The sequence below is a fragment of the Rugamonas rivuli genome (assembly GCF_009380165.1).
In the GTDB taxonomy this organism is placed as follows: Bacteria; Pseudomonadota; Gammaproteobacteria; order Burkholderiales; family Burkholderiaceae_D; genus Rugamonas; species Rugamonas rivuli.
In genome coordinates this window covers 1-24,142 of sequence record NZ_WHUF01000004.1, presented here as the reverse complement: position 1 = coordinate 24,142, position 24,142 = coordinate 1, and the positions used below count along the sequence as shown (strand labels likewise).

Annotated in this window: 19 protein-coding genes; 1 reads left to right on the top strand and 18 read right to left on the bottom strand. The window is 66.5% G+C overall.

The annotated features are described in order from the left end of the window. Window positions 1–27 precede the first annotated feature (27 nt). From GEV01_RS15135 to fliF, 14 genes are all read right to left on the bottom strand, one after another. On the bottom strand, window positions 28–8,826 hold the full coding sequence (locus GEV01_RS15135) for a beta strand repeat-containing protein (RefSeq protein ID WP_152805811.1): 8,799 nt from the start codon (window positions 8,824–8,826) through the stop codon (window positions 28–30). Window positions 8,827–8,911: 85 nt separating this feature from the next. Next, entirely contained in the window at window positions 8,912–9,754 is an 843-nt protein-coding gene (gene fliR / locus GEV01_RS15130; protein WP_152805808.1) for a flagellar biosynthetic protein FliR, read from the bottom strand. A 98-nt stretch (window positions 9,755–9,852) separates the two neighbouring features. Beyond that, window positions 9,853–10,122: a flagellar biosynthesis protein FliQ gene (gene fliQ, locus GEV01_RS15125; RefSeq protein ID WP_008451355.1), complete on the bottom strand. Its 270-nt coding sequence runs from the start codon at window positions 10,120–10,122 to the stop codon at window positions 9,853–9,855. A gap of 9 nt (window positions 10,123–10,131) precedes the next feature. Beyond that, window positions 10,132–10,908, bottom strand: coding sequence for a flagellar type III secretion system pore protein FliP (fliP, locus tag GEV01_RS15120; RefSeq protein ID WP_152805803.1), 777 nt, complete (start codon window positions 10,906–10,908; stop codon window positions 10,132–10,134). Beyond that, window positions 10,898–11,545 carry a flagellar biosynthetic protein FliO gene (gene fliO / locus GEV01_RS15115; protein ID WP_152805800.1) on the bottom strand — a complete coding sequence of 216 codons (648 nt, stop codon included), beginning with the start codon at window positions 11,543–11,545 and terminating at the stop codon, window positions 10,898–10,900. Before fliO ends, fliP begins: the two co-directional genes overlap by 11 nt. Then, window positions 11,542–11,967 carry a flagellar motor switch protein FliN gene (gene fliN, locus GEV01_RS15110; RefSeq protein WP_008451351.1) on the bottom strand — a complete coding sequence of 142 codons (426 nt, stop codon included), beginning with the start codon at window positions 11,965–11,967 and terminating at the stop codon, window positions 11,542–11,544. Before fliN ends, fliO begins: the two co-directional genes overlap by 4 nt. Before the next feature lie 44 nt (window positions 11,968–12,011). Beyond that, window positions 12,012–12,992, bottom strand: coding sequence for a flagellar motor switch protein FliM (fliM, locus tag GEV01_RS15105; protein WP_008451348.1), 981 nt, complete (start codon window positions 12,990–12,992; stop codon window positions 12,012–12,014). Window positions 12,993–13,002: 10 nt separating this feature from the next. Beyond that, the gene (gene fliL / locus GEV01_RS15100) at window positions 13,003–13,527 is read right to left on the bottom strand and encodes a flagellar basal body-associated protein FliL (protein WP_152805796.1); all 525 of its coding nucleotides are present in this window, start codon (window positions 13,525–13,527) and stop codon (window positions 13,003–13,005) included. Window positions 13,528–13,732: 205 nt separating this feature from the next. Next, a complete protein-coding gene (locus tag GEV01_RS15095; RefSeq protein WP_235914384.1) occupies window positions 13,733–15,427 on the bottom strand; it encodes a flagellar hook-length control protein FliK in 1,695 nt (564 codons plus the stop codon). A 35-nt stretch (window positions 15,428–15,462) separates the two neighbouring features. Further along, the gene (gene fliJ / locus GEV01_RS15090) at window positions 15,463–15,903 is read right to left on the bottom strand and encodes a flagellar export protein FliJ (RefSeq protein WP_008451343.1); all 441 of its coding nucleotides are present in this window, start codon (window positions 15,901–15,903) and stop codon (window positions 15,463–15,465) included. A gap of 36 nt (window positions 15,904–15,939) precedes the next feature. Beyond that, on the bottom strand, window positions 15,940–17,373 hold the full coding sequence (fliI, locus tag GEV01_RS15085) for a flagellar protein export ATPase FliI (RefSeq protein ID WP_152805793.1): 1,434 nt from the start codon (window positions 17,371–17,373) through the stop codon (window positions 15,940–15,942). A 1-nt stretch (window position 17,374) separates the two neighbouring features. Continuing rightward, entirely contained in the window at window positions 17,375–18,130 is a 756-nt protein-coding gene (locus tag GEV01_RS15080; protein WP_152805790.1) for a flagellar assembly protein FliH, read from the bottom strand. Next, window positions 18,130–19,128: a flagellar motor switch protein FliG gene (gene fliG, locus GEV01_RS15075; protein WP_008451337.1), complete on the bottom strand. Its 999-nt coding sequence runs from the start codon at window positions 19,126–19,128 to the stop codon at window positions 18,130–18,132. The genes GEV01_RS15080 and fliG overlap by 1 nt, the downstream gene beginning before the upstream one ends. Next, window positions 19,121–20,869: a flagellar basal-body MS-ring/collar protein FliF gene (gene fliF, locus GEV01_RS15070; protein ID WP_152805786.1), complete on the bottom strand. Its 1,749-nt coding sequence runs from the start codon at window positions 20,867–20,869 to the stop codon at window positions 19,121–19,123. The genes fliG and fliF overlap by 8 nt, the downstream gene beginning before the upstream one ends. 227 nt (window positions 20,870–21,096) lie before the next feature. On the opposite strand from fliF, the gene fliE reads away from it, so the two are divergent. Then, window positions 21,097–21,441 (top strand): flagellar hook-basal body complex protein FliE, encoded by a 345-nt coding sequence (gene fliE / locus GEV01_RS15065; protein ID WP_008451334.1) that lies wholly within the window; start codon window positions 21,097–21,099, stop codon window positions 21,439–21,441. On the opposite strand, the gene GEV01_RS15060 is transcribed toward fliE, so the two are convergent. The 4 genes from GEV01_RS15060 to fliK form a co-directional block, all read right to left on the bottom strand. Beyond that, window positions 21,438–22,139, bottom strand: a complete 702-nt coding sequence (locus GEV01_RS15060) for a hypothetical protein (RefSeq protein WP_152805783.1) — start codon at window positions 22,137–22,139, stop codon at window positions 21,438–21,440. The genes fliE and GEV01_RS15060 overlap by 4 nt on opposite strands. A 25-nt stretch (window positions 22,140–22,164) precedes the next feature. Then, window positions 22,165–22,923, bottom strand: a complete 759-nt coding sequence (locus tag GEV01_RS15055) for a flagellar brake protein (RefSeq protein ID WP_152805780.1) — start codon at window positions 22,921–22,923, stop codon at window positions 22,165–22,167. Window positions 22,924–22,937: 14 nt separating this feature from the next. Continuing rightward, window positions 22,938–23,270, bottom strand: a complete 333-nt coding sequence (locus GEV01_RS15050) for an EscU/YscU/HrcU family type III secretion system export apparatus switch protein (protein WP_008451328.1) — start codon at window positions 23,268–23,270, stop codon at window positions 22,938–22,940. Beyond that, window positions 23,267–24,142: flagellar hook-length control protein FliK (gene fliK, locus GEV01_RS15045; RefSeq protein ID WP_175023075.1), on the bottom strand; the 876-nt coding region annotated here is incomplete at its 5' end. The genes GEV01_RS15050 and fliK, both read right to left, overlap by 4 nt.

Sequence of the window (24,142 nt, the reverse complement as noted above, 5' to 3'; positions counted from 1 at the left end):
TACAACCCAGGGGGCATGCCCCCCGGGTTATTTCGCCGCCAGGATGCCGCTGGCCGCGTGCTGCTTGCGGAACCAGTCGTCGTCCTGGGCGGCGGCGCTGCCGCTCAGGCCGGTGGTGGCGGCGTAGTGCTGCAATTGCTCGGCCAGCGCGGCGACGTGGCCGGACAGGCTGGCGTCGGCCGGCGCCGGCGTCAGCTGCCCGCCGCTGTTGCCGGCCGGTGCAGCGCTGGCTTGCTGGCCGTAGCTGTTGATGGCCTGCGTCAGCGCGCTCGCCTGCGCCGCCCGGCTGGCCAGGAACCAGACGTCGGCCATCTGGCTGACCGTGCCGTCGCTGCTGGTGTAGCTGGAGCGCAAACCGATCCAGTTGTTGTTGTCCAACTCGCTCACCTTGGTGGCCGCGACCGTCAGGCTGGCGATGCCCAGCGACGCCAGCGTCTTCAGCTCGTCGCCCTGGCTGACGCCGTCCGCGTTGGCGTCGACCCACACCCGCAAGTCGCCGAACTGCGCGTCCTTGCTGTCGACCACGCCGTCGTGGTTGGTATCCATGTCGGCCAGCGCCGCGAAGCCATCCTTGGCCTTGCCGCCGGCACTGCTGTTGGTGGCGGTGCCGAACAGCTCGCTGCCGTCGTTGATCAGGCCGTCGTGGTTGCGGTCCAGCGCGAGCAAGCCGTCGCCCTTGCCGACCCAGCCGGTGTTGAGGCGTTCGCCGTCGGCATAGATGTCGAAGCGGACGCCGGCGTCGATGCCCAGCGTGCGGATGCCGTTGCCGTCCAGGTCGAGGATCAGCGGACTGCCGATCGGCAGCACCGCCAGTTGCTCGGCGGTCAGCGCCGCATGCTGGTCGGCGGTCAGCGCGCACACCTGGGTCGCCGCCAGCGCCGAGATTTCGGTCACGGTCAGCGCGGCGATCTGTTCCAGCGTCAGCGACTTGATCTGGCTGGCCTTGAGCGAACGGATCTGCGCCGTCGAGAACGCCGCCACCTGGAGCGCCGAGAATTTGGCGATGGTGCCGCCGCTCAGGCTGGACAGCTGCGCGGTCTTCAGCGCGACGATGTCGTTGCCGTCGAGCGCCTGGATCTGGTCGGAGTTCAGCGCGTTCAGCGCCACCACCGACAGCGCCGCCACCAGCGTCGGGTCGAGCGAGGAAATCTGGGTGGTGGTCAGGCCCAGCGACTGGGTCGAACCGAATCCGGCGATCTGGGCGGTGCGCAAGCCGTTGATCATGTCGGCCGCGACGCCGGCGATCTGGTCGGAGCTGAAGCCGCCGATCTGCGCCGCCGTGAACGGGCTCAGCGTGCCGAGCGCGGCCAGCTGGTCGGTGCTCAGGCCGCGGATCTGCGTGACCGCCAGCGAGGACAGCGAACGGGTCGACAGCGAGGCGAACTGGGCGCCGGTCAGCGCGGCGATCTGGTTGGTCTTCAGCGTCTGCAGCTGCGCCGTGCTCAGCGAGGCGACCGCGTCGACATTCAGCGCGGCGATCTGGTCGGTGCCGAGGATGGTCATGTTCAGGCCGCGCGCCTGCTGGGTGCTCAGCGAACCCAGCTGGTCGGTGGTCAGCAGCGAGAATTGCTTGAGCGTCAGCGCGGCGATCTGCGCCGAGCGCAGCGTGGCGAAGTGGTCGATGTCGATGCCGCCCAGCTGGTCCGAGGTCAGCGCCGCCACCTGGCCGGCGTTCAGCACGCCCAGCGTGCTCAGCTGGTTGATCTGCTGGGTGGTCAGGGCGGTGATGTCGTTCGGGTTCAGCGTGGCGATCTGCTGGGTCGCCAGGCTGGCGATCTGGCCCAGCGTCAGCGCCGAGAACTGGGACTTGGTCAGGGAGTTCAGCTGCACGCTGGTGAGCGCCGGGATGTCTTCCAGCTCGATCACCTGGATCTGGTCGGTGCTCAGCCCGGCCAGCGCGGCCACGCTCAGCGCGCGCACTTGCGCGGTGGTCAGGCCGACCAGCTGGTCGGTGGTGAAGGCTTGCAGCTGGTTCTTGGTCAGCGCGGCGATCTGCGCGGTGCGCAGCGTCACCATGTGGTCGCCGTTGAGGGCGACCAGCTGGTCGGTGGAGAGCGAGCTCACTTGCAGCGTGGTCAGGCCGGCCAGCGTGGCCAGGCCGTTCAGCTGGTCGGTGGTCAGGGCCTTGGCCTGGGCGCCGGTCAGCGCCGCCACCTCGGCCGTGGTCAGCACGCCGAACTGGTCGACGCTGAGCAGGGAAATCTGCAGCGTGCTCAGCGAGGCGATCTGGCTGGTCTTCAGGCCCGACAGGTCTTCCACCTCGATGGCGGCGATCTGGTCGCTGTACAGGCCGCGCAGCGCCGAGGTGCTCAGTGCGCGCCATTGCGCGACCGACAGCTGCTGGATCTGGTGGGTGGTGAAGGCGCCCACCTGGCGGCTGCTCAGCGAGGCGATCTGCGCCGTGGTCAGCGCGCCCAGCTGGTCGTCGTTGAGCGCCTGGATGCGGTCGGTGGTCAGCGTCGACACCTGGGTGGTGTTCAGCGAGCCCAGCGAGCCGAGCAGCAGGAACTGGTCCGGCGTCAGGTAGCTGATCTGGGTGGTCGTCAGTGCGGCGACCTGGGCCGTGGTGAGGCTGGTCAGCTGGTTGCTGGTCATGCTGACCAGCTCGTCGGAAGTCAGCGCGCGGATCTGCTGGCTGCGCAGCGCGGCCAGGTCGCCCAGCTCGATGGCGACGAACTGGTCGGTGCTGAGCGCGGCGATGGCGCGGGTCGACAGCGCGCGGAACTGCACGTCCGTCAGCGCGGCGATCTGGTCGACGGTCAGCGCCCGCACCTGGTTGGCGCTCAGGCCGCTGACGGCGTTGGTCGACAGGAAGGCGATCTGCACCGTGTTGATGGCGGCCACCTGCGCGGTGGTCAGCGCCTGCAGCTGCGCCGAGCGCAGCGCGGCGATGTCGGCCAGCTCGATCGCGGCCACCTGGTCGGTGCTGAGCGCGGCCAGCGAACGGGTGGCCATGGCCAGCATGTCGGCGGTGGTCAGCGCGACGATCTGGTCGGTGGTCAGGTAGCCGACCTGGGTGTTGCTCAGCGCGGCGATCTGGGCGGTGCGCAGCGAGGCGATCTGGTCCGGCAGCAGCGAGCTCAGCTGGTCGGAGGTCAGCGCGTGGATCTGGGCCGTGGTCATGCCGCGGATATTGCTCAGGTTGACCAGCTGGTCGGTGCTCAGCGCCGCGATCTGGCTGGCCTTCAGCGCCGCCACTTCCTGCGAGGTGAGCAGGCTGACCTGGTCGCTGGTCAGCGCCTGCAGCTGGGCGCTGTTGAGCGCCTGCAGTTGCGCGCTCTTCATCGACGGGATGTCGACGGCGTCGATGAACGGGATCTGGGCGGCGCTCAGGCCGGCCAGCGCGGCGGTGCTGAGCGCGCCCACCTGGGCGCCGCTCAGTTCGATCAACTGGTCGCTGCTCAGCACCGAGACCTGCAGCGAGGTCAGGGCGCCGATCTGGCGCGTGCTCAGCAGGTCGATGTCCAGCAGCGACAGCGCGACGATGCGGGTGGTCGACATGGCGGCGATCTGCAGCGTCGAGTAGTCGGCCAGGTTGCCCAGCGCGCTGGCCTGGGCATTGCTCAGCACCGACAACTGGGTTTGCGAGAAGGCGGCGATGTCGGCGCTGCTGAGCGCGTGCAACTGGTCGGTCAGCAGGGCTTGCATCTGCTGGGTGGTCAGCGAACGCAGCTGGGCGGTGGTCATGGCGGCCAGGTCCAGCGCTTCGATCGCTTCGATCTGGTCGGTGCTCATCGCCGCCAGCAGCGTGGTGTTGATGGCGCGGATCTGCGCGGTCGACAGCGCGATGATCTGGTCGCTGTTGATGCCCTGCACCTGGCGGCTGGACAGCGCGGCCAGTTGCTTGGTGCTCAGCGTGACGAAGCGCTGCGCCGTCAGCGCGTTGAGCTGGTCGGTGCTCAGGGCGCTGATCTGCAGGGTGGTCAGCGCGGCCAGGTTGGCCAGCGCGGCGATCTGGTCGCTGGTCAGGTAGCTCAGCTGGCGGGTGGTCAGGGCGGCGATTTCGCTGCTGATCAGGGTGCCGTACTGGGTCAGCGACAGCGCGCCCAGCTGGTCGCTGGTCAGCGCCATCAGCTGGTTGGTCTTGAGCGCGGCCAGCTCGGGGCCGGTCAGTTCCAGGATCTGGTCGGTGGTCAGCGCGGCGACCGCGGCGGCCGACAGCGCCCGCACCTGGGCCGTGCTCAGCACCGGAATCTGCAGGCTGGTGAAGTACTGGATCTGGGTGGTGCTGAAGGCGGCGATCTGCGCGGTCTTCAGCGCGGCCACCTGGGCCGGCGTCAGCGCGATGATCTGGTCGCTCGACAGGCCGGCGATCTGGCGCGTGTTGAGGCCGGCCAGGCTGCCCAGCGCGGCGAACTGGTCGGTGGTCAGCACGCCCAGCTGGCGCGTGGTCAGGGCGGCGATTTCCTGCGAGGTGAAGGAGCTCAGCTGGGCCAGCGTCAGCGACGACACCTGGCTGGTGCTCAGCGCGGCCACCTGGCTGGTGCGCAGCGCGGCGATGTCGACCAGCTCGATGGCGGCGAACTGGGCGGTGGTCAGCGTGTTCAGCGCGTTGGCGCTCAGGCCGCGGATCTGCGCCGTTTCCAGCGCGACGATCTGGTCGGAGGTCAGCGCCTGCAACTGGTCGCTGCCCAGCGCGTTGAGCTGGACGGTCTTGAAGGTGGCGATCTGCGCCAGGCCGAGGCTGCCGACCTGGGCGGTGGTCAGCGCGGCGACCTGGTTGCTGGTCAGCGGCGCCAGCGAGGCCAGGCTGTCGATCTGCGGCAGCGACAGCGCGGCCACCTGGTCGGTGGTCATGCTGGCCAGCGTGCGGGTGCTGAGGGCGGCGAACTGGCCGGCGGTCAGCGCGGCCAGCTGGTCGCTGGTGAGCGCGCGGATCTGGCCGGTGCCCAGCGCGGCCACGTCCACCACTTCGATGGCGGCGATCTGCTGGGTCGACATCGCGGCCAGCGTGGCGGCGTTCAGGCTGCGCACCTGGGCGGTGCTCAGCGCGACGATTTCATCGGTGGTCAGCGCGCCCACCTGCAGGCTGGTCAGGCCGGCGATCTGGCGGGTCGACAGCGTGGCGATCTTGGCCAGCGCCAGGCTGGCGATCTGCGCCGTGGTGAGGGCGGCGATCTGCTTGCTGGTCAGCGGCGCCAGCGTGGCGAAGCTGGCGATCTGGTCGGTCGACAGCGCGGCGATCTGCTGGGTGCTCAGGTTGGCGATGTCCTGGGTGCTCAGCGCGGCGAACTGGGCCGGCGTGAGCTCGCTCAGCTGGAGCGTGGTCAGCGCGGTGATCTGGCGGGTCGACAGCGCCTGCACGTCGGCCAGCTCGATGGCCGGCACCTGGTCGGAAGTGAAGGCGCCGATCTGGTCGCTGGTCAGGGCGCGGAACTGGCCGGTGGTCAGCGCGACGATTTCATCGGTGGTCAAGGCGCCGATCTGGTCGGTGGTCAGCGAGGCGATCTGGCGCGTGGTCAGGCCGGCCAGGATGGCCAGCGGCAGCGAGGCGATCTGGGCGGTCGTGAGCGCGGCGATGGCGGCGGTCGAGAAGCTGGCCAGCGAGCTCAGCGCACCCAGCTGGTCGCTGGTCAGCGCAGCCTTCTGGTCGCTGGTCAGCGCGGCGATTTCCTGCGTGGTCAGGGCGGTGATCTGGGTGGTGCTCAGCGCGCCGATCTGGTCGGTGCTGAGGTTGACCAGCTGCTTGGTGCTCAGCGAGGCCAGCTCGACGTTGCTCAGCGCGGCGATCTGGCCGGTGGTCAGCGCCGCGATATTGGCGGCGGCGATGCCGCGCAGCTGGGCCGTGCCCATGCCGCGGATCTGGTCGGTGGTCAGCGCCACCAGCTGGTCGGTGCTGAGGGCGCCGATCTGGCGCGAGCTGAGCGCGCGCAGGTCGGGCAGGTTCAGCGTGGCCAGCTGGTCGGTGCTGAAGCCGGACAATTGTTTGGTGGTCAGCGCGCTCAGCGTGGCGAGGGCGTCGATCTGGTCGCTGCTCAGGCCGGCGATCTGGGTCAGCGTCAGCGCGGCGATTTCGCCGGTGGTCAACACCCGCAGCTGCTGGGTGCTCAGCGCGGCCAGCTGGGCGGTGGTCAGCGCCGCGACCTGGCGCGTGCTCAGCGAGATCAGGTCGACGTTGCGCAGCGCGGCGATGCGGTCCAGGCCGAGCGCGGCGATGGCGTCGGTGCTGAGCGCGCGCACCTGCGCGGTCGACATGGCGAGGATCTGGTCGCTGCTGATCGCGGCGGCCTGGTCGGTGTTGAAGGCGGCCAGCTGGTTGGTCTGCAACGACGCGAAGTCGTTGGTCGTCATCTGCGCGATCTGGTCGGTGGTCAGGCCGGCGATCTGCTTGGTCACGAGCGGGCCCAGCGTCGACAGCGCGACGATCTGGTCGCTGGTCAGCACGGCGATCTGGTCCGAGGTCAGCGCGCGGATTTCGGCGGTGGTGAAGGCGGCCAGCTGGCCGAGGGTCAGGGCCGTCACTTGCAGCGTGCTCAGCTGGGCGATCTGGGCGGTGCGCAGCGCGCGGATGTCGCGCGTTTCGATGGCGGCGATGGCGTCGGTCGACAGCGAAGCCATGGCGCTGGCGCTGAGCGCCACCAGTTGCGCGGTGTTCAGGCCGATGATCTGGTCGGTGGTCAGCGCCTGCAGCTGGTCGCTGGTGAAGGCGGTGAACTGGCGGGTGGTCAGGCTGGTCAGGTCGGCGGTCGTCAGGTTGCCGATCTGGACGGTGGTCAGCGAGCGCACCTGGCGCGTGGTCAGCGCGGTCAGGAAGCGCAGCGCGTCGATCTGGTCGGTGCTCAGGACCTGGATCTGGTCGGTGCTCAGGGCGGCGATTTCGCCCGAGTTCAGCGCCATGATCTGGTCGGTGCTCAGCACCATGATCTGGTCGGTGCCCAGCTTGTTGATTTGCTGCGTGGCGAGGCCGGCGATGTCGCGGGTTTCGATCACCGACACTTGCAGCGTGGTCAGGGCGGCGATGGCGGCCGAGTTCAAGCCGCGGAACTGGCCGGCGCTCAATGCGACGATCTGGTCGGTGGTCAGCGCCTGGATCTGGTCCGAGCTCAGCGCCCGCAGCTGGCTGGTGGCCAGGGTCGCCAGGTTGTGCGTGGACAGCGAACTCATCTGCGCCGTGGTGAAGGAGCTGATCTGGCGGCTCGACAGGCCCGCCAGCGTCGACAGCGCATTCAGCTGGTCGGTGGTCAGCACGCTGATCTGGTCGGTGCTGAGGGCGCCGATGGCGCTGCTGGTCAGCGCGGTGAACTGGTCGGACAGCAGCACCACCAGCTGGTCGGTCGACAGGCGGGCGATCTGCGCGGCGCGCAGCGCGGCGATGTCGCGCGTCTCGATCAGGCCGATCTGGGTGCTGGTCAGCGAGTTGAGCATGGCGCTGCTCAGGTTGCTGTACTGGGTCGCCGTCATCTCGATGATCTGGTCGCTGCTGAGCGCCTGCACCTGGTCGTAGGTCAGCGCCGCCAGTTGCACGCTGCTGAGGTTGGTGATGGACTTGCTGCTCAGCGCCACCACCTGGTCGGTGGTCAGCGCCTGGATTTGCAGCGTGGTCAGCGGCACGATGGATTTCAGCGCGGCGATCTGGTCGGTGGTCAGCGCGGCCAGCTGGTCGGGCCGCAGCGATGCTTCGGCGGCGGTGCTCAGCGCGGCGATCTGCACGCTGGTCAGCGCCACCAGCTGGTCGCTGCTGAGCGCGCGGATCTGGCCGGTGGTGAAGACGGCCAGGTCGCGCGTTTCGATGGCTTGCACCTGGTCGGACGTCAGGGCGCCGACGGTGGCGCTGGTCAGCGCGGCGACCTGGCCGGTCGACAGCGCGACGATCTGGTCGGTGTTCAGCGCCTGCACCTGGCCGGCGGTCAGCGCCGCCAGCTGGGCGCTGCCGAGCAGGGTGATGGTGCGCGTGGTCAGCGAGGTCAGCTGGTCGGTGCTCAGCACGCCGATCTGGGCCGAATTCAGGGCCGCCAGCGAGCTCAGCGCGTTGAACTGGTCGGTGCTCAGCACCGGCAGCTGGTCGGTGGTCAGGGCGGCGATTTCATGGCTGCGCAGCGCGTGCATCTGGTCGGTGCTCAGGCCGCCCAGTTGCACGGCGCTGAGCACGGCGATCTGGGCGCTGTTCATGCCGATCAGGTCGCGGGTTTCCAGCGCGGCGATCTGGTCGCTGCCGAGGTTGGCCACGGTGGCGGTGGCCAGGGCGCTCACTTGCAGCGAGCTCAGGCCGGCGATCTGGTCGGTGGTGACGGCGGCCAGCTGGCCGGCGGTCAGCGCGTTGAGCTGGCTGGTGGTCAGCACGCCCAGCATGGCGGTCGCCAGCGAGACGATCTGGTCGGTGGTGAGGGCTTGCACGGCGCCGGTGTTGATGGCGCGCAGCTGCTGCGTGGCCAGCGAGCCGAGCTGGCCGGTGACCAGGCTGGCGACCTGGTCGGAGCCCAGCATGTTCAGCTGGGCGGTGCTCAGGGCGCGCAGGTCGGCCGTCTCGAGCGCGCCGATCTGGTCCGAGTTCAGCACGTTGAGCTGGCGGCTGGTCAGGGCCAGCATTTCGCGTGTGCTGAGGGCGACCAGCTGGTCGGTGCTGAGGGCGGCCATCAGGTCGGTATTCAGGGCGCCGACCTGCAGCTGGGTCAGGGCGGGGACGTTGGCCGTGGTCAGGCCGGCCAGGGCGGCAGGGGTCAGGTAGTTCAGTTGCAGCGTGCTGATGGCGCGCACCTGGGAGGAACTCATCACGCCGAGCTGGTCGGAGCTGAGTGCCTGCATGTCCTCGGTCGTGAACAGGCCGATCTGCGCAGTCGTGAGACTGACGATCTGGTCGGTTGTGAAATTGATAACGATCGAAGTCATTGCATTGTTCTCCCGGCGAGCTTCCATGATACGCGCATAATTGCCTCATGGAAACCAAAAAACACGGCTTGGCTATTGAATTTCGCTATGGTCGCGGCCCCGGAGGTCTAAGCGGCAAGTTTGCCGGTTTGACCGCTTCGGGACGCTGCGACCACGTGCGCGGCATCAGCCGCGCGCGCTCCAAGCCATCCAAAAACAGGTTTTGCACGGGCGTCGCCAAGTACGGGAGTGTCATGGCGATGACCAGCAAACCTACACCTAAGGTGATCGGAAACCCGATCCCAAACAAATTCAGCTGCGGCGCCGCGCGCGTCAGGATGCCCAGCGCGACGTTGGTAATCAGTAAAGCTGCCACGATGGGCAGCGACAGCTGCACACCGGTGCTGAATATCCTGCCGCCCCAGTCGGCCAGCTGCTTGAAGCCGCCGCCGTAGACCGGCGAGGCCGACACCGGCAGCGTGTAAAAACTTTCCACCAGCGCCGACAGCAGCACCAGGTGGGCGTTCACGGCCAGGAAGGCCATGGTCGCCACCAGCGCCAGGAACTGGCTGATCGCCGACGAGCGGCCCTGGGTGTTGGGGTCGAAAAACGTGGCGAACCCCAGGCCCATGGTCAAACTGGAGATTTCTCCCGCCATCTCCACCGCCGCGAACACGATGCGGATGCTGAAACCCATGGCCAGGCCGATCAGCATTTCCTGCACCAGGATCAGCAAACCGGCCAGCGACATCGGGTCGCTGCCCGGCAGCACCGGCACGGCCGGCGCCACGATCATCGCCAGCAGCACGCCCAGGCTGATCTTGACGCTGGCGGGCACGCTGGAATTGCCGAACAGCGGAGACGCCGCCAGCAAACCCAGGATGCGCGTCAACGGCCACAGCAAACCGGCGATCCATAGATTGATATCGGCAGTGGAGAACGAAATCATGAGGCGTTTTTAACCTATTTCTTTCCACCGGGCATCAGCGTACCCATTTTAAGTCAACTTCTTGTTTAATCGGAAAATGTTACATATTGACAAAGTATCTACCCGACCAGGCCGGGAATGCCGCCGAATACTTCGCGCATGTAGTCGAGCATGACCGACAGCATCCACGGGCCGGCCACCACCAGCGCCACGAAGATGCCGACCAGCTTGGGGATGAAGGACAGCGTCGCTTCATTGATCTGGGTGGCGGCCTGGAAGATGCTGACCACCAGGCCGATGATCAGCGCCACCAGCAGCATCGGCGCGGCGATCATCAGGGTCACTTCCATGGCATGGCGGCCCATGGTCATCACGCTTTCGGGTGTCATGGCCGTCTCCTAGTAAAAACTCTGGGCCAGCGAACCGAGCAGCAGTTGCCAGCCATCCACCAGCACGAACAGCATCAGCTTGAACGGCAGCGAGATCACGGCCGGCGACATCATCATCATCCCCATCGACATCAGTACAGAGGCGACCACCATGTCGATAATCAGAAATGGAATGAAGATGGCGAAGCCGATCTGGAACGCGGTTTTCAGCTCGCTGGTGACGAAGGCCGGCACCAGGATGCGCAGCGGCACGTCTTCCGGCCCTTGCAGCGCGGGGCTGCGCGACAATTTGACGAACAAGGCCAGGTCGGCCTGCCGGGTTTGCTTCATCATGAAAGTTTTTAATGGCGCGACACCCTTGTCCATGGCCGCGCTCATGTTGATCTTGTTTTCCTGCAGCGGCAGATAGGCTTCGGTGTAGATCTTGTCGAAAGTCGGGCCCATGACGAACAGCGTCAGGAACAGCGCCAGCCCGACCATCACCTGGTTGGGCGGGGCCGACTGCGTGCCCAGCGCCTGGCGCAGCAGCGACAGCACGATGATGATGCGGGTAAAACTGGTCATCAGCAACAGCGCGGCCGGGATGAAGGTCAGCGCCGTCATCAGCAGCATGGTCTGGATCGGCAGCGTGTAGCTGGTGCCGCCGCCCGGCGCCGGCGCGGCGTTGAAGGCCGGGATGCCGATGCTGGAGTCGGCGCCGGCCGCGAGCGGCAGCGCCAGCGCGGCCAGCATCAACAGGGATTTGACGACGGAGGAGGGGGAAATACCGGCCTGCTTATTTGCCATTGCGCTTGTCGATCGTTTGTTTGAACCATTCGGCGAAATTGGCCGTCGGCAGCGTGGCCGAGGCGGCAGGTTCGCTGCTCTCCTGGCGCGGCATGGTGGCCAGCGCGTTCATGCGGCCCGGCGAGGCGCCGACCACGATCCATTGCTCGCCCACTTCGACCACCAAGATGCGCTCGCGCGCGCCGACGTTCAGCGCGCCGACCAGCTTGACGTTGCTGTTGCCGCCGGACAGGCCCTTCGGGCCGTAGCGCTTCAGGAACCAGGCCAGGCCGACCAGCAGGGCCAGCACGAACATCAGCGCGAAGGTGGTTTGCAGCAGGCCGCCGCCGGCCGAGGCCGCCGATGGCTGCGGCGTGGGGATGGTCATCGCCAGCGGGCCGGCGGGCGCCGCTGCCGCTGCGGGGCTGGCGGCCACAGCGGCCGGGGCGCTGGCCTCCGGTGCGGTGGTAGCCGTCGTAGCAGCCGCTGCGGCGGGTTCGGTGGCGGGCGTGATCGCGGGCGTAGCTGCCGGGGCTGCGGCCGGTGCGCTGGCCGCATGCTGGCCGCCGATGGTGCCCGACACGCTGCGTTGGGCCATTGCAGGCGCGGCGGCCAAGGCCGCCGCGAGGATCAGGGTTGAGCTCAGTCCGTGCTTCATTTATTCAATTTTCGGATACGTTCGGAAGGCGTGATGATGTCGGTCAGGCGGATACCGAACTTGTCGTTCACCACCACCACCTCGCCCTGGGCGATCAGGCAGCCGTTGACCAGCACGTCCATCGGTTCGCCGGCCAGGCCGTCGAGTTCCACCACCGAGCCCTGCGCCAATTGCAGCAGGTTCTTGATGGCGATCTTGGTGCGGCCCAGTTCGACCGTCAGCTGTACCGGGATATCGAGGATGAAGTCGATATCGTTATGGGTTTCGGTCTTGCTCGGCGTGCTGGAAAAATCCGTGAACACGGCGGCGCTGGCCGTCTGGGCCTGCTGTTTTTCCAGCGCGGCCGCTTCGGCCTGGGCTTGCTCGGCGATCGCCGCGCCCCATGGGTCGTCGTCCATCGTATCGTCTTGATTATCCGACATGCTTCTCTCCTGTATTGCGGTCGCCGGCGGCGGTTGCGCCGGTGTTATTTGATGTTATCGGCATTGGCCAGCAGTTTCTCTACCTTCAATGCGTATTGTCCGTTCATCACGCCGTAGCTGCAATCCATGACCGGCACGCCGTCGACGGTGGCCGACAGCAGTTCCGGGATGGTCAGCGGGATGATGTCGCCCACGCGCATGTTGAGGATCTCGTCGAAATTGACCTTGGCCGTGCCCAGCGAGGCGACGATTTCCACCTCGGCGATCTGGATCTGCTGCGTCATCAGGCGGATCCAGCGCTTGTCCACTTCCAGCGCCTCGCCCTGCAGGCTGGAGGTCAACGAATCGCGGATCGGCTCGATCATCGAGTACGGCATGCAGAAGTGGATCTGGCCGGATACCGAGCCCAGCTCCACCGTGAAGGTCGACGCCACCACCACCTCGTTCGGGGTGGCGATGTTGGCGAACTGCGTATTCATTTCCGAGCGGATGTATTCGAACTCGACCGGATACACCGGTTCCCACGACTTGGTGTAGGCCTCGAACACGATGTCCAGGATGCGCAGGATGATGCGCTGCTCGGTCTGGGTAAAGTCGCGGCCCTCGACGCGGGTGTGGAAGCGGCCGTCGCCGCCGAACAGATTGTCCACCAGCAGGAACACCAGGCCCGGATCGAACACCATCAGCGCGGTGCCGCGCAGCGGCTTCATGTGCACCAGGTTGAGGTTGGTCGGCACCACCAGGTTGCGGATGAACTCGGAATACTTGGAGACCCGCACCGACCCGACCGACACCTCGGCGCTGCGGCGCAGGAAGTTAAACAGGCCGACGCGCAACAGGCGGGCGAAGCGCTCGTTGATAATTTCCAGCGTCGGCATACGCCCACGGACGATACGTTCCTGGGTGGCCAGGTTATATGTTCGTACTCCCGCGACATCTTCCTGCGCCTGGACGTCGTCCTGGTCGCCGTTGACGCCCTTCAGAAGGGCATCGACTTCTTCCTGGGAGAGAAAATTATCAGCCATGACGATCTACTTACTGAATGATAAACGAAGTGAACAGCACATCTTCGATGTCCTGCGGCGAGCCGCGGTCCTCGAAGGGTTCTTTGAGCTGGGCGATGATTTCCTTGGCCAGCTGGATCTTGCCGTCCGGCGTATTGATGTCCGTCGCGCGCTTGCTCGACAGCAGCAGCAGCATGCGGCTGCGCACCTTGGCCATATTGTTTTTGACGTTTTCCTTTTCTTCCAGGCCGCCCACTTCCAGCGTGAACGCCAGTTGCAGGTACTGGTCGGCGCCGCTGTCGCCCGGTTGCAGGTTGACCGTGAACGGTTCGACCGGCACGTATTCCGGCGGACCGGCCTTGGCCTTCTTGGCGTTCTTGTGCTTGTTCTTGGCCGGCGCCTCTTCCTCGGCGGCGTCGCCTTTGCCGTGCAGGAAGAACCAGGCCGCGCCGCCACCGATCCCGCCCAGAAGCAGGACCACCGCGAGGATGATGATGATCAGTTTTTTGCTGCCGCCACCGCCGGGCGCTGCTTCAACTTTCTGATCGGCTTTCATTTTTGGATTCGCTTTCAAAATAGCCCTTGCGTGGTGCGGAAGTGGATCATGACGCCATTATGTCATTATCGGTTGCGACTGCGACATAGCATACGCCGAAAAGAAGGGCGATCCTGTGGCTGCTCGACGTTTCCATGGTGAAACAAACAACAAAACCGGGAAGGCAGTGTCGCCGCTCCCGGTTTTGGCCGCTTCAAGGCCGGGATCAGGCGAAGGTGTCGACCGCGCCGGCCGGCGCGCGGCGCGCCGGCGGGGCGCTGCGCACCACCTCGGCGCTGCCGCTGTCGTTGCCGAAACGGTCGCCCGAACGGCTGCCGCCGCGCTGGCCGCCGCCGTTCTGCGCCGAGGCGGCGGCCTGCTGGTTAAAGCCGTTGTTCTGGTCCGACATGCCGGCCGAGACGGTGGCGTTGCCCAGCTGGATGCCGGCTTCGCTCATCATTTCGCGCAGCTTGGGCATGGCCGCTTCCAGCGCCTGGCGTACTTCCGGCGTGGCCGAGCTGAAGGCGGCGGTGGCCTGGTCCTTGTTCACGCTCAGCACGACCTGCAGCGGGCCGAGGTCGGGGGGATTCAATTCCATGGTGGCGCTTTGCTCGCCGCCGGCGGCCATGAAGATGATTTTCTGGCCCAGTTGCTGGTCCCAGGCCTGGGTGCCGACGCGGCTGCTGAGCTTGTCCGTCGGCACGGCGGTGACGGCCGCCTTGGCCGCCTCCAGCGCCGATTGCGCGGCGGGCGCGATGGTGATGGCCGGCGCGGCTTCCTTCAGCACCGGCGCCGCTTCGGTCGGCTGGGTGGATTTCGGCGTGAACACCGCTTGCAATGGATCGGACTGGCGCGGGGCGCGGGCTACCTGGTCGTGGTTTTCCACGCCGGGGCCGGCCTTGATCGGCGCGGTTGGTTCGGCCGGCGCGGCCGGGGCGGCGTCGGTGGTGTCGGATAGGGTGTCGATGACCGGGCCTTCCGGCACGGCGCTGACCGGCTTGGTTTCGATCGGTGCTTGCTTGCCGCCCGCCGCAGTGATGGTGGCGGCCGAGGAATTGGCCGTGGTGCTGGCCGAGGCGGCGGCCTTGGCGGCTGCTGCGGCCGCATCGGCGGCGGTATGTGCGGCCGTGCCGGCCTGGTTCAGGGCGGCCTTGAAGTCGGCGGCGGCATTGGCGTCGTCGCCGGCCTGGGCTGTTTTCAGGGTGTCGGCATCCAGCATGGCGGCGGCTTGCGGAGCGGCGCTGGCCTTGGCGTCGACGGCGGTGGCGGCATCGTCGGTCGCGGCGGCGGCGCTGGCGGCGGCGGATGCAGCTGCGGCCGCTGCGGCGGCTGCCGCATCGGCGGCTGCCGCATCGGCGGCCAGGGCGGCAGCACTGACCGCGCCGGCGGCTGCGCTGGCGGCCGAGGCATCGGTCGGGCTGGCGACTGGGGCGCTCGCTGGCGCCACCGGCTGGTTGAAGGCGGCCACCAGGGCCAGCATGTCGGCGACCGGATCGGCTTGCGCTGCGGCCTGGGCGTCGCTGGCGGCGCTATCGGCGGCCTGGTCGGCGCTGGCGCTGCTGTCCTGGTCGGCGCTCTTGGCCGGGGCAGGGGCGGCTGGCGCGGCCTGGGTGTCGTTTTTGGCGACGGCCTGGTTGTTGTCAGCCGCGTCGGCTTGCTGGTTTTTCGCCTGGGCCGGCTTGGCTTGTTCCGTTTGCTTGGGCGCGGATGGGCGCGACGCGGCCGGGCGCTCCGGGGCCTTGGCGCCGATATTGCTGCCGGCATTGCCGGCGGCCGGGCCGGCCTGGCGCTGGTCCATCTCGCGTGACAGGGCGCGCTGGAAGGCGTTGTTGTCGCCGCCGGCGTTCAGATTCAGGTTGACCTTGGGGGCCGCCACGGTGTTGGCGGTCAGGGTAGGAATTTGAAGATTCTGGGTTTGCATGATCGCGCCGTGTCGGTTGGTTGCTTCTCAATAGGTCAGCGTTTGTAATACGCCTGCCGTGCTGCGTGTTCGTCCATCTGCTTCTGGTCGCGCTTGTTTTCCAGCTTGAGCGCTTCGGCCGCCGCCCTGTCGTTCAGGGTGGAGTAGGACATGCGCTTGCGCTCGCTGGCCTGCCAGGCGACCTTTTCCTGCCCGCTGCGGTACTCGGCGTGCTTGATCATGTCCAGCTGGCCTTTGACCGCCACTTCCAGCTTTTCCATGAAAGCCTGGAAGTTGCGGTAAGCCATGGGCGTGATGCCGGCCGCCTGCGCCGCCTCGAAGCGTTTCGCATACTCGTCGCGATAGCCGACCAGCATCTGGTGCTTCTGCTTGGCCTCGTCGACCGCTTTCAGGGCGGCGCCGAGCCGCTTGGCGGCATCGTCGGTTTCCCGCCGCGCCAGGTCCATCAGTGTTTCAAGTTGCGCTTTGGAAGCCATGATGGGTCAATTATAGGGGGCCGATGTCGGCGGCAATCAGTCGAATAGAGAGGTAAGTTGGCCCAAGCTCTCGCCCATGGTCACGCGCTCGCTGATTTGCTGCTGGAGGAAATTCTCTATCCGGTCATGCAATTGGATGGCCTGGTCGAGCACCGGATCGCTGCCCGGCGCATAGGCGCCGACGCTGATCAGGTCGCGGCTGCGCTCGTAACGCGAGAACAATTGCTTCAAATGGCGGGATTTGGTCTGGTGCTCGGGCGAGGTGATCGAGTGCATGGCCCGGCTGATCGACTGTTCGATGTCGATGGCGGGGTAGTGGCCGGCCTCGGCCAGGCGGCGGTTGAGCACGATGTGGCCGTCGAGGATGGCGCGCGCGGAGTCGGCGATCGGGTCTTGTTGATCGTCGCCCTCGGTCAGCACGGTGTAGAAGGCGGTGATCGAGCCGCCGCCCATTTCGCCGTTGCCGGCGCGCTCGACCAGGATCGGCAGCTTGGCGAACACCGACGGCGGATAGCCCTTGGTGGCCGGCGGTTCGCCGATGGCCAGCGCGATCTCGCGTTGCGCCATGGCGTAGCGGGTCAGCGAATCCATGATCAGCAGCACGTTCTGGCCCTGGTCGCGGAAGTGTTCGGCGATGGCGGTGGCGTAGGCCGCGCCCTGCAGGCGCATCAGCGGCGGCGTATCGGCCGGGGCCGCCACGACGACGGAACGGGCCAGGCCTTCCTCGCCGAGGATCTGTTCGATGAACTCTTTTACTTCGCGGCCCCGTTCGCCGATCAGGCCGACCACGATGACATCGGCCTCGGTGTAGCGCGCCATCATGCCCAGCAGCACGGACTTGCCGACGCCCGAGCCGGCGAACAGGCCCATGCGCTGGCCACGGCCGACGGTCAGCATGGCGTTGATCGAACGCACGCCGACGTCCAGCGTTTCGGTGATCGGCGCGCGGCCCAGCGGGTTGGCGGGGCGGGTGTTGATCGGCGCGCTGTCGGAGGCGTGCAGCGGGCCCAGGCTGTCGAGCGGGCGGCCGGCGCCGTCCAGCACGCGGCCCAGCAACTCGGGGCCGACCGGCAGGTGGCGCGCGCGGTCGCTGGGGCGGCGGCGCGGATGGGTGACGCTGCCGGGGCGGGGTATCGCCGGCTCGACCGGGAACACGCGGGTGCCCGGCACCACGCCTTCGACGTCGCTCTGCGGCATCAGGAACAGTTTGTCGCCCTCGAAGCCGACCACTTCGGCCTCGATCTTGCCGCCGGACGGCAGCGGCACGGTGCAGGCGGCGCCCACGGCCAGCCGTAGGCCGACCGCTTCCATCACCAGCCCGGCCACGCGCGTGACGCGGCCCGACACTTGCATCGGTTCGACGAAGCCGACCAGCGCGCCACAGTCGTGCAGATAGGATTTCCAGCGGCCGGCGTGCGGGCTGGCGGGCGCAGCAGCAGGGGAGGCGGCAGGGGCGGGGACGGCGTCCATATCAGGCCAGCCAGTCCACTTCTTTGCCGAGCGCGTGGCTCAGGCGCTGCCAGCGCGCGGCGGCGGTGGCGTCGATCTGGTTGCTGGCGGTATCGACTTTGCAGCCGCCACGGCCGACTTGCGGATCTTCGACCACGCGCCAGCCGCCCTTGTCCAGTTCCTCGCCGATGCCGGCGCGCACCACGGCGGCGTCGTCGGGATGCAGCACCAGCAGCGCCGGCTGTTGCAGCACCGGCAGGTATTCGATGGCTTCGCGCACGATGGGCAGGACCAGCTCCGGTTTGACCTGCAGCGCGTTTTTCAACATGCCCTTGGCCAGTTGCAGGGCCAGTTCCAGCACGTCGTTGGCGATCAGCTGGTCGGCGTCGTGCAGCGAGTTGGTGAAGTTGGCGGCGAGGCTGCGCAGGTGCCCCAGCTCCTCGGCCGTCACCAGCTTGCCGGCTTCGATGGCGTCGGCATGGCCGGCCGCGTGGCCTTCCTGGTAGCCGTCCTGGCGCGCTTCCTCGCGGATCGCCTCCAGTTCTTCCACGGTGGGGTATTCCATCGGCGGCGGCAGGGGCGGGCCCATTTCCAGCGCTTCCTGCTGTTCCATCAACGCATCCTGCACGCGCTGCTCGGCGTCCAGCCGGGCCTGTTCTGCGTCGCGCTCGCGCTGTTCGGCTTCGCGTTGCGCGATCACGCGGGGACGCTCGTCGCCAAACGAGGTCATCTCCCAGCGCTGGAACGCCGACTGCTGTTCTTTTGGTAGCAGAGACATTAGACGAAGGAATCCTCACCTTTACCGCCGAGCACGATCTGGCCTTCGTCGGCCAGGCGGCGGACGATTTGCAGGATCTGCTTCTGCTGGGTTTCCACTTCGGACAGGCGCACGGGACCTTTCGATTCCAGGTCTTCGCGCATCATTTCCGAAGCACGGGCCGACATATTCTTGAAGATCTTGTCGCGCAATTCCTGGGATGCGCCTTTCAGCGCGATGATCAGCATTTCCGACTGCACTTCGCGCAGCAGCAGCTGGATGCCGCGGTCGTCGATGTCGATCAGGTTGTCGAACACGAACATCTCGTCCATGATCTTCTGCGCCATGTCGTTGTCGTAGTTCTTGATGTTGTCCATCACCGAACCTTCCTGCTCGCCCGACATGAAGTTGAGGATCTCGGCCGCCGCGCGCACGCCGCCCAGCGACGATTTCTTGATGTTCTCGTTGCCCGACAACAGCTTGGTCAGCACGTCGTTCAGCTCGCGCAGCGCGGCCGGCTGCACGCCGTCCAGCGTGGCGATGCGCAGCACCACGTCGTTGCGCAGGCGGTCGGTGAAGTGGCCGAGGATTTCGCAAGCCTGGTCGCGCTCCAGGTGGACCAGGATGGTGGCGATGATCTGCGGGTGTTCGTTGCGGATCAGCTCGGCGACGGATTGCGAATCCATCCACTTCAGCGATTCGATGCCGGAGGCGTCCTTGCCGCCCAGAATGCGCGACAGCAGCACCGAGGCCTTGTCGTCGCCCAGCGCCTTGGTCAGCACCTGGCGGATGTACTCGTCCGAGTCCAGGCCCACGGTGGAGGCGGCCGCGACCATGTCGCGGAAGTTGTCCAGCGTGCCCACCACTTCCTCGTGGGGAACGTTCTTCATGGTCGCCATGGCGGCGCCCAGCTTGAGCACTTCGCGCGGGCCGAGGAACTTCATCACCTCGGCGGCCTCGCTCTCGCCCATGGCCAGCATCAGGATGGCGGCCTTTTGCAGTCCGGTATTCTCAGTCATTTGCGCCTATCCATTCTTTGATCACGTTGGCAACGATGCGCGGATCTTCGGTGGCCAGTTTCTTGGCCATGGCCAGATTTTCGCGGTAAGAGCGCACGGTGTTTTCTTCCATCTTGCGCAATTCTTCTTCGGCGATGAGGGCCTCGTCCGGGCCTTCCTCGACCACTTCCTCCGGCTCTTCCGGTTCCGGCTCCGGTGCGTTGATCTCGTCGATCTTCTTGAACACAGGACGCATCATCGGCTTGACGATGCGCAGCACGATGTACAGCAGGATCAGCGCGGTGATCAGGAACTTCGCCAGATCCTTGGCCATCGGCAAGTTGGCCGGATCGCGCCACCACTCCGGCGGCGGTTCGAACGGTTTGTCGACGCCGTCGAACGGCGAATTGGCGACGCTGACGGCGTCGCCGCGGTCCTGGTTGTAGCCCATGGCCTGCTTGACCAGGTCGTTAATCTTGGCCATCTCTTCAGGAGTATAGGCCTTGATGGTGACTTTGCCATCCTTGCCGACGATGCGTTTGTAATTGACCACCACCGCCACCGTCATGCGGCGCAGGCCGCCCATGCCGCGCTGCTCGTAGCGCACGGTCTTGTCGACTTCGTAGTTGGTGGTCGATTCCTTGTGGTTGGGGCCGGTGGTGCCGGTGGTCGCGGCCGCGCCCGGCGGCGTGCCCGGCGCCGGCGCGGTGCCGGTCGGCGAGCCGGCGGTCTGGGTCAGCGGCGCGGTGGCCGTGCCCGGCGGCTGGTTCGACAGCGCGCCAGGGATGCCGCCCGGATTGGTGGTGCCGTTGTTGCCGTTGGTTTCGCTGCTCTGCTGGCTGCGGATGGCCGAGGCGGCCGGTGGCGAGTTCGGCTTGTAGGTTTCGGCGGCTTGCTCGATCTGGGCGAAGTCGACGTCGGCCGTGGCCTCGGCGCGCACATTGCCTTCGCCGACGATGGGGATGATGATCGATTCGACCTGCTTGATGACTTGCAGCTGCATGTCCTTGACATACTTGAGCTGGGTCTCGTCCATGTTCTTGGCGTTGAGGCCGGAGCTGCCGTTCTTGGTCTGGTCGGAAATCAGGTTGCCGGCCTGGTCGAGCACGGTGACGTTGGCCGGCAGCAGCTCGGGAACGCTGGAGGCCACCAGGTGGACGATGGCGGCGGTCTGGCCGGGGTCGAGCATGCGGTTGGGGTGCAGCGTGACGATCACCGAGGCGGTCGGCTTTTGCTGGTCGCGCACGAACACGGACGGCTTCGGCAGCGCCAGGTGGACGCGGGCGTTCTCGATCGCGGCCAGCGACTGGATCGAACGCGCCAGCTCGCCTTCCAGCGCGCGCTGGTAGTTGACCTGTTCGAGGAACTGGGACACGCCCAGCTTCTGGTTTTCCATCAGTTCGAAGCCGACGTTGCCGCCCTTGGGCAAGCCCTGGGCCGCCAGCTTCAGGCGGATATCGTGCACTTGTTCGGTCGGCACCAGGATGGCGGTGCCGTTCTCGGAAAACTTGTGTTTGACGTTGAGCTTGTCCAGTTCGGCCGTGATGGCGCCGCCGTCGCGGTCGGTGAAGTTGGAGAACAGCACGCCGTAGTCGGGCGGCTTGTTCCACAGCCACAGGCCGAGCAGGATGGCGACGATGGCCGCCGCGCCGGCCGCGCGCAGGAAGTTGCGGCCCATCGGCGTCTGGATGAAGGGTAGCTTCTCCGCACCGTCATCGTCGGCGGCTGCGGTGTCGTTGTCGATTTGTTCGGCTACGGCCATGATGATTGGTTTCCGGTGCGAGGTTCTAGAGAGGATGAGCCATTATCGCTTGTTGGCGGGCAATTCAATCGGGCAAACAGAGCGCCGTTTACGGTCCTGCTCGGCCATGGGGAGTGGCCTTGCTCTTGGTATTCTGGCAGCTCTGATAGAGCCGTGCCGTATTGTAACGCCGCGCTCGGCCTTGTCGTGGGAATTTGTTTCACGGCAGCAACAAGATGGAGGGTAAGATGAAGACAGGTGGAATCGACGGCAGCCAGATCCAGGCCATGATCGCTCAGTTGAAGGCGCACGCCACGCGTCCGGGGCTGACGCCGCCGGTGATCAAGACCGAACCGGCGCCAGCCGCCAAGGTGGAGTTTTCCGACGCGCTGAAGAATGCGCTGGACGGTGTCAACACCAGCCAGGTGCAGGCCGACGACATGAGCAAGAAATTCGCGATGGGCGACGACAGCGTCAGCCTGTCGGACATGATGATTTCGATGCAGAAGGCCAGCATCAACTTCCAGGCCACCATCCAGGTGCGCAACAAGCTGGTGTCGGCCTATCACGACATCATGAACATGCAGGTTTAAGGCGTGAACGCGGAGATTAGTCCCAGCGCCAGCCAGTAGAGCAGCAGCACGATGCCCGGCAGGTGGAAGATGGAAAAGCGATAGCGCCATCGCCGGCGGGGCTTGACTTGGGCAACCGGGGCCGGCGCTGGCCGTCCGATCGGCTGCGGCCATGCAAACTCCGGGCTCCAGACCAGCGGTGGCCAGGCCGTGAACGGATAGGCCTCATCATCGAAGGCGCGAGCGGTGCCGGATTCCAGCTCCAGCAAGACGCTGGCGACGGCGCTCTCGCCGCTCAGCGCATGGTCGTCGAACTCGCAGAAGTACCAGCCGCCAGTCTCCCGCGCCAGTATCGCCATCGACAAGGCCTGCATGAAATACGAGGCTGTTGAGCGGCCCGATGCCGTCCTGCTATTCACCTCGTGACCATATTGCTTCACCTTGCGCGGCGGCCATTCCTTGCTGCGGGGCGTCTTGCTGTCGCGCTTTTCAATGTAGTAGTCGAAACACGCCAGCAAGGCCTGCTCCGGGGCTATCCTTTGCAGCCGGGCAGGTGTTTCCAGGATCGACAGATACAGGGCGCCACCGGCGGGCGGCGCGGCGAACGACGACTCGGGATGGAGCTGTACCTTGAAGCCCAGGTCGCTGACGGCTTGCAGGCAGCGGGCGTCGAGGTCCTCGGTCCGCGGACCGAGGAAGGCATAAATGCAGATGCTCATGGGAGCGCCGGGGCGGCGGCCGTTGTCAGCCGAGGCCGGCGATGCGGGCGTTGCGTTCGCGTTCGAGCTTGGTGATGTAGCGCTGCACGTACGACAGCATGCCGCGCGAGATGTTGACGAACTCGCAGCCCAGGCGGCGGTTGGTCTTGTTGTTGAGCAGCGTCAGGTCCAGCGAGTTGCGAATCTGCAGCGACGTCGCCACCTGGCCGATTTCCGGCAGGTCGATCTTGCAATCGAGGTAGTTGCGGCCGATGGCGTCGCCCAGGATCATCTTGTTGTCGAGGATGGCGATGCCGCCGCAGCTGATGTCGGCCAGCGGGAAGGTGGTGCTGCCGCCCAGCTCCTCCGGCAGCGGGATCAATACCCGCACCGGGTTGGTGACGGGCGTGGAGATGCGGTAGTACTCGCGCCGCTGCAGGCGGATCAGCGTCGGCGGCACGGCGATCTTGAACGCCGGATTGCCTTCGAAAGTCGCCGCTTCGATGCGGTCGGCGGCAAACAGGATGCGCACCTTGTCGAGCGTGGTTTCGAACGACAGCCGGCGCGAGGCCAAGATGCGCTTGTTCTGCTCGCGGTCGATCGAGCAATCCAGGTACACGGTGTCGAGCTGGTCGTCCACTTCCAGGATCGAGGTCACGCACACGTCCGACTCGCCGTGGATCAGCATGCGGATCAGCTGATTCTTGCCGCCTATGCCGCGCAGCAGGGAGAGTATCTCCTTCCGTGACTCAACCTCAAAATCGTGCCAGTTTTCCAATTCCGCATCCTGAAAGTGTGGGTACATCGCTGCTGTGTGCGTCAAATTTCTGTAAGGGGGATGCTGGTGTCGGGCGCTGCTGGAAGCGGCAGGCCAGACTTTTGCGCTGATTCAATATGATATAGCCACGCTAATAGTTCCGCAATCGTCCGATACAGCGTAGGGGGAATCTGTTGATCTAGATCTATGTCCATGAGCAGAGAGACAAGTTCCTTGGACTCGTGGATGAACACGCCGGCCTCCAGCGCGACGCCGATGATCTGCTCGGCCACCAGCCCGCGCCCCTTGGCCACGACCTTGGGCGCCGGGGCGCCGTTCTCGTAGGTCAGCGCCACCGCCTGTTGCAGCGGGCGGCGCGGCAGCTCGTCGGTCATGGCGACTCCTGGGCTATGGTCAGCGAGGACAGCGGGGCGCCGGCCGCTTCCATCGCCTGCTCCAGCCGGCTGGCGTAGGCGCGCAGCGTGTCGGCCGTGTCGCCGTCGTCGGCTTGCACCTGGATATGCACCTGGCCGCCGATCAGCGTCACCGCCGCCGACACCGCGCCCAGCATCGGGAAGCGGAAGCGCACGCCGCTGCGCCAGATCTGTTCCGGTTCGCCGTCGCCGCCGTCCTGGCCTTCGTTCTTGCGGCCTTCGCGCTGCTCGCGGCGGATTTCCCATTGCATGGGCTGGCCCGGCCAGGCTTCGCCGTTCCATTGCACCCGGCCCTGTTCGTGGGTGTGCAGCTGCTGGTTGATCAGCTGCGCAGCGCTCAGGTCGGGGCCGCTGGCGGCGGCGCGGGCGGCGGTCTCGCCGCTTTGCAGCATGCGCTGCATCTGCGGTTCGCGCATCAGCTCGGTCAGGGGGCGTTCGCCCTTGGCCCATTCGGTGACGTGCGATTCGTAGAACAGGCCGCTTTGCGAGATGGTGTCCTGCAGCTTTTGCGCCAGTTGCTCGGCGGCCGGCGCGGCGTTGCCGAACAGCGCGCTCTTGCCGATCAGGGCCAACTGCTGGGCGTTGCCGCCCTGGGCGGTGTTGAGCACGGTGGTCAGCACGCGTGCGGTGTTGCTCAATGTGGCTTGCGGCGTACTGGGATCGAGGTCGGGCAATTCGTTGGCGGGCGTCAGCGGCGCCTTGCCGAGCAGCGTGGCGGCCAGGCTTTGCGGCTTGACCGCTGCCGCCGGCAGCGCGCCGTCGGCGGCCTGTGCCGCTGCGGCGGCTCCGGCCAGGGCCGCTGCACTGGCGGCGGCCTGGGCTGCGGCGTTGGC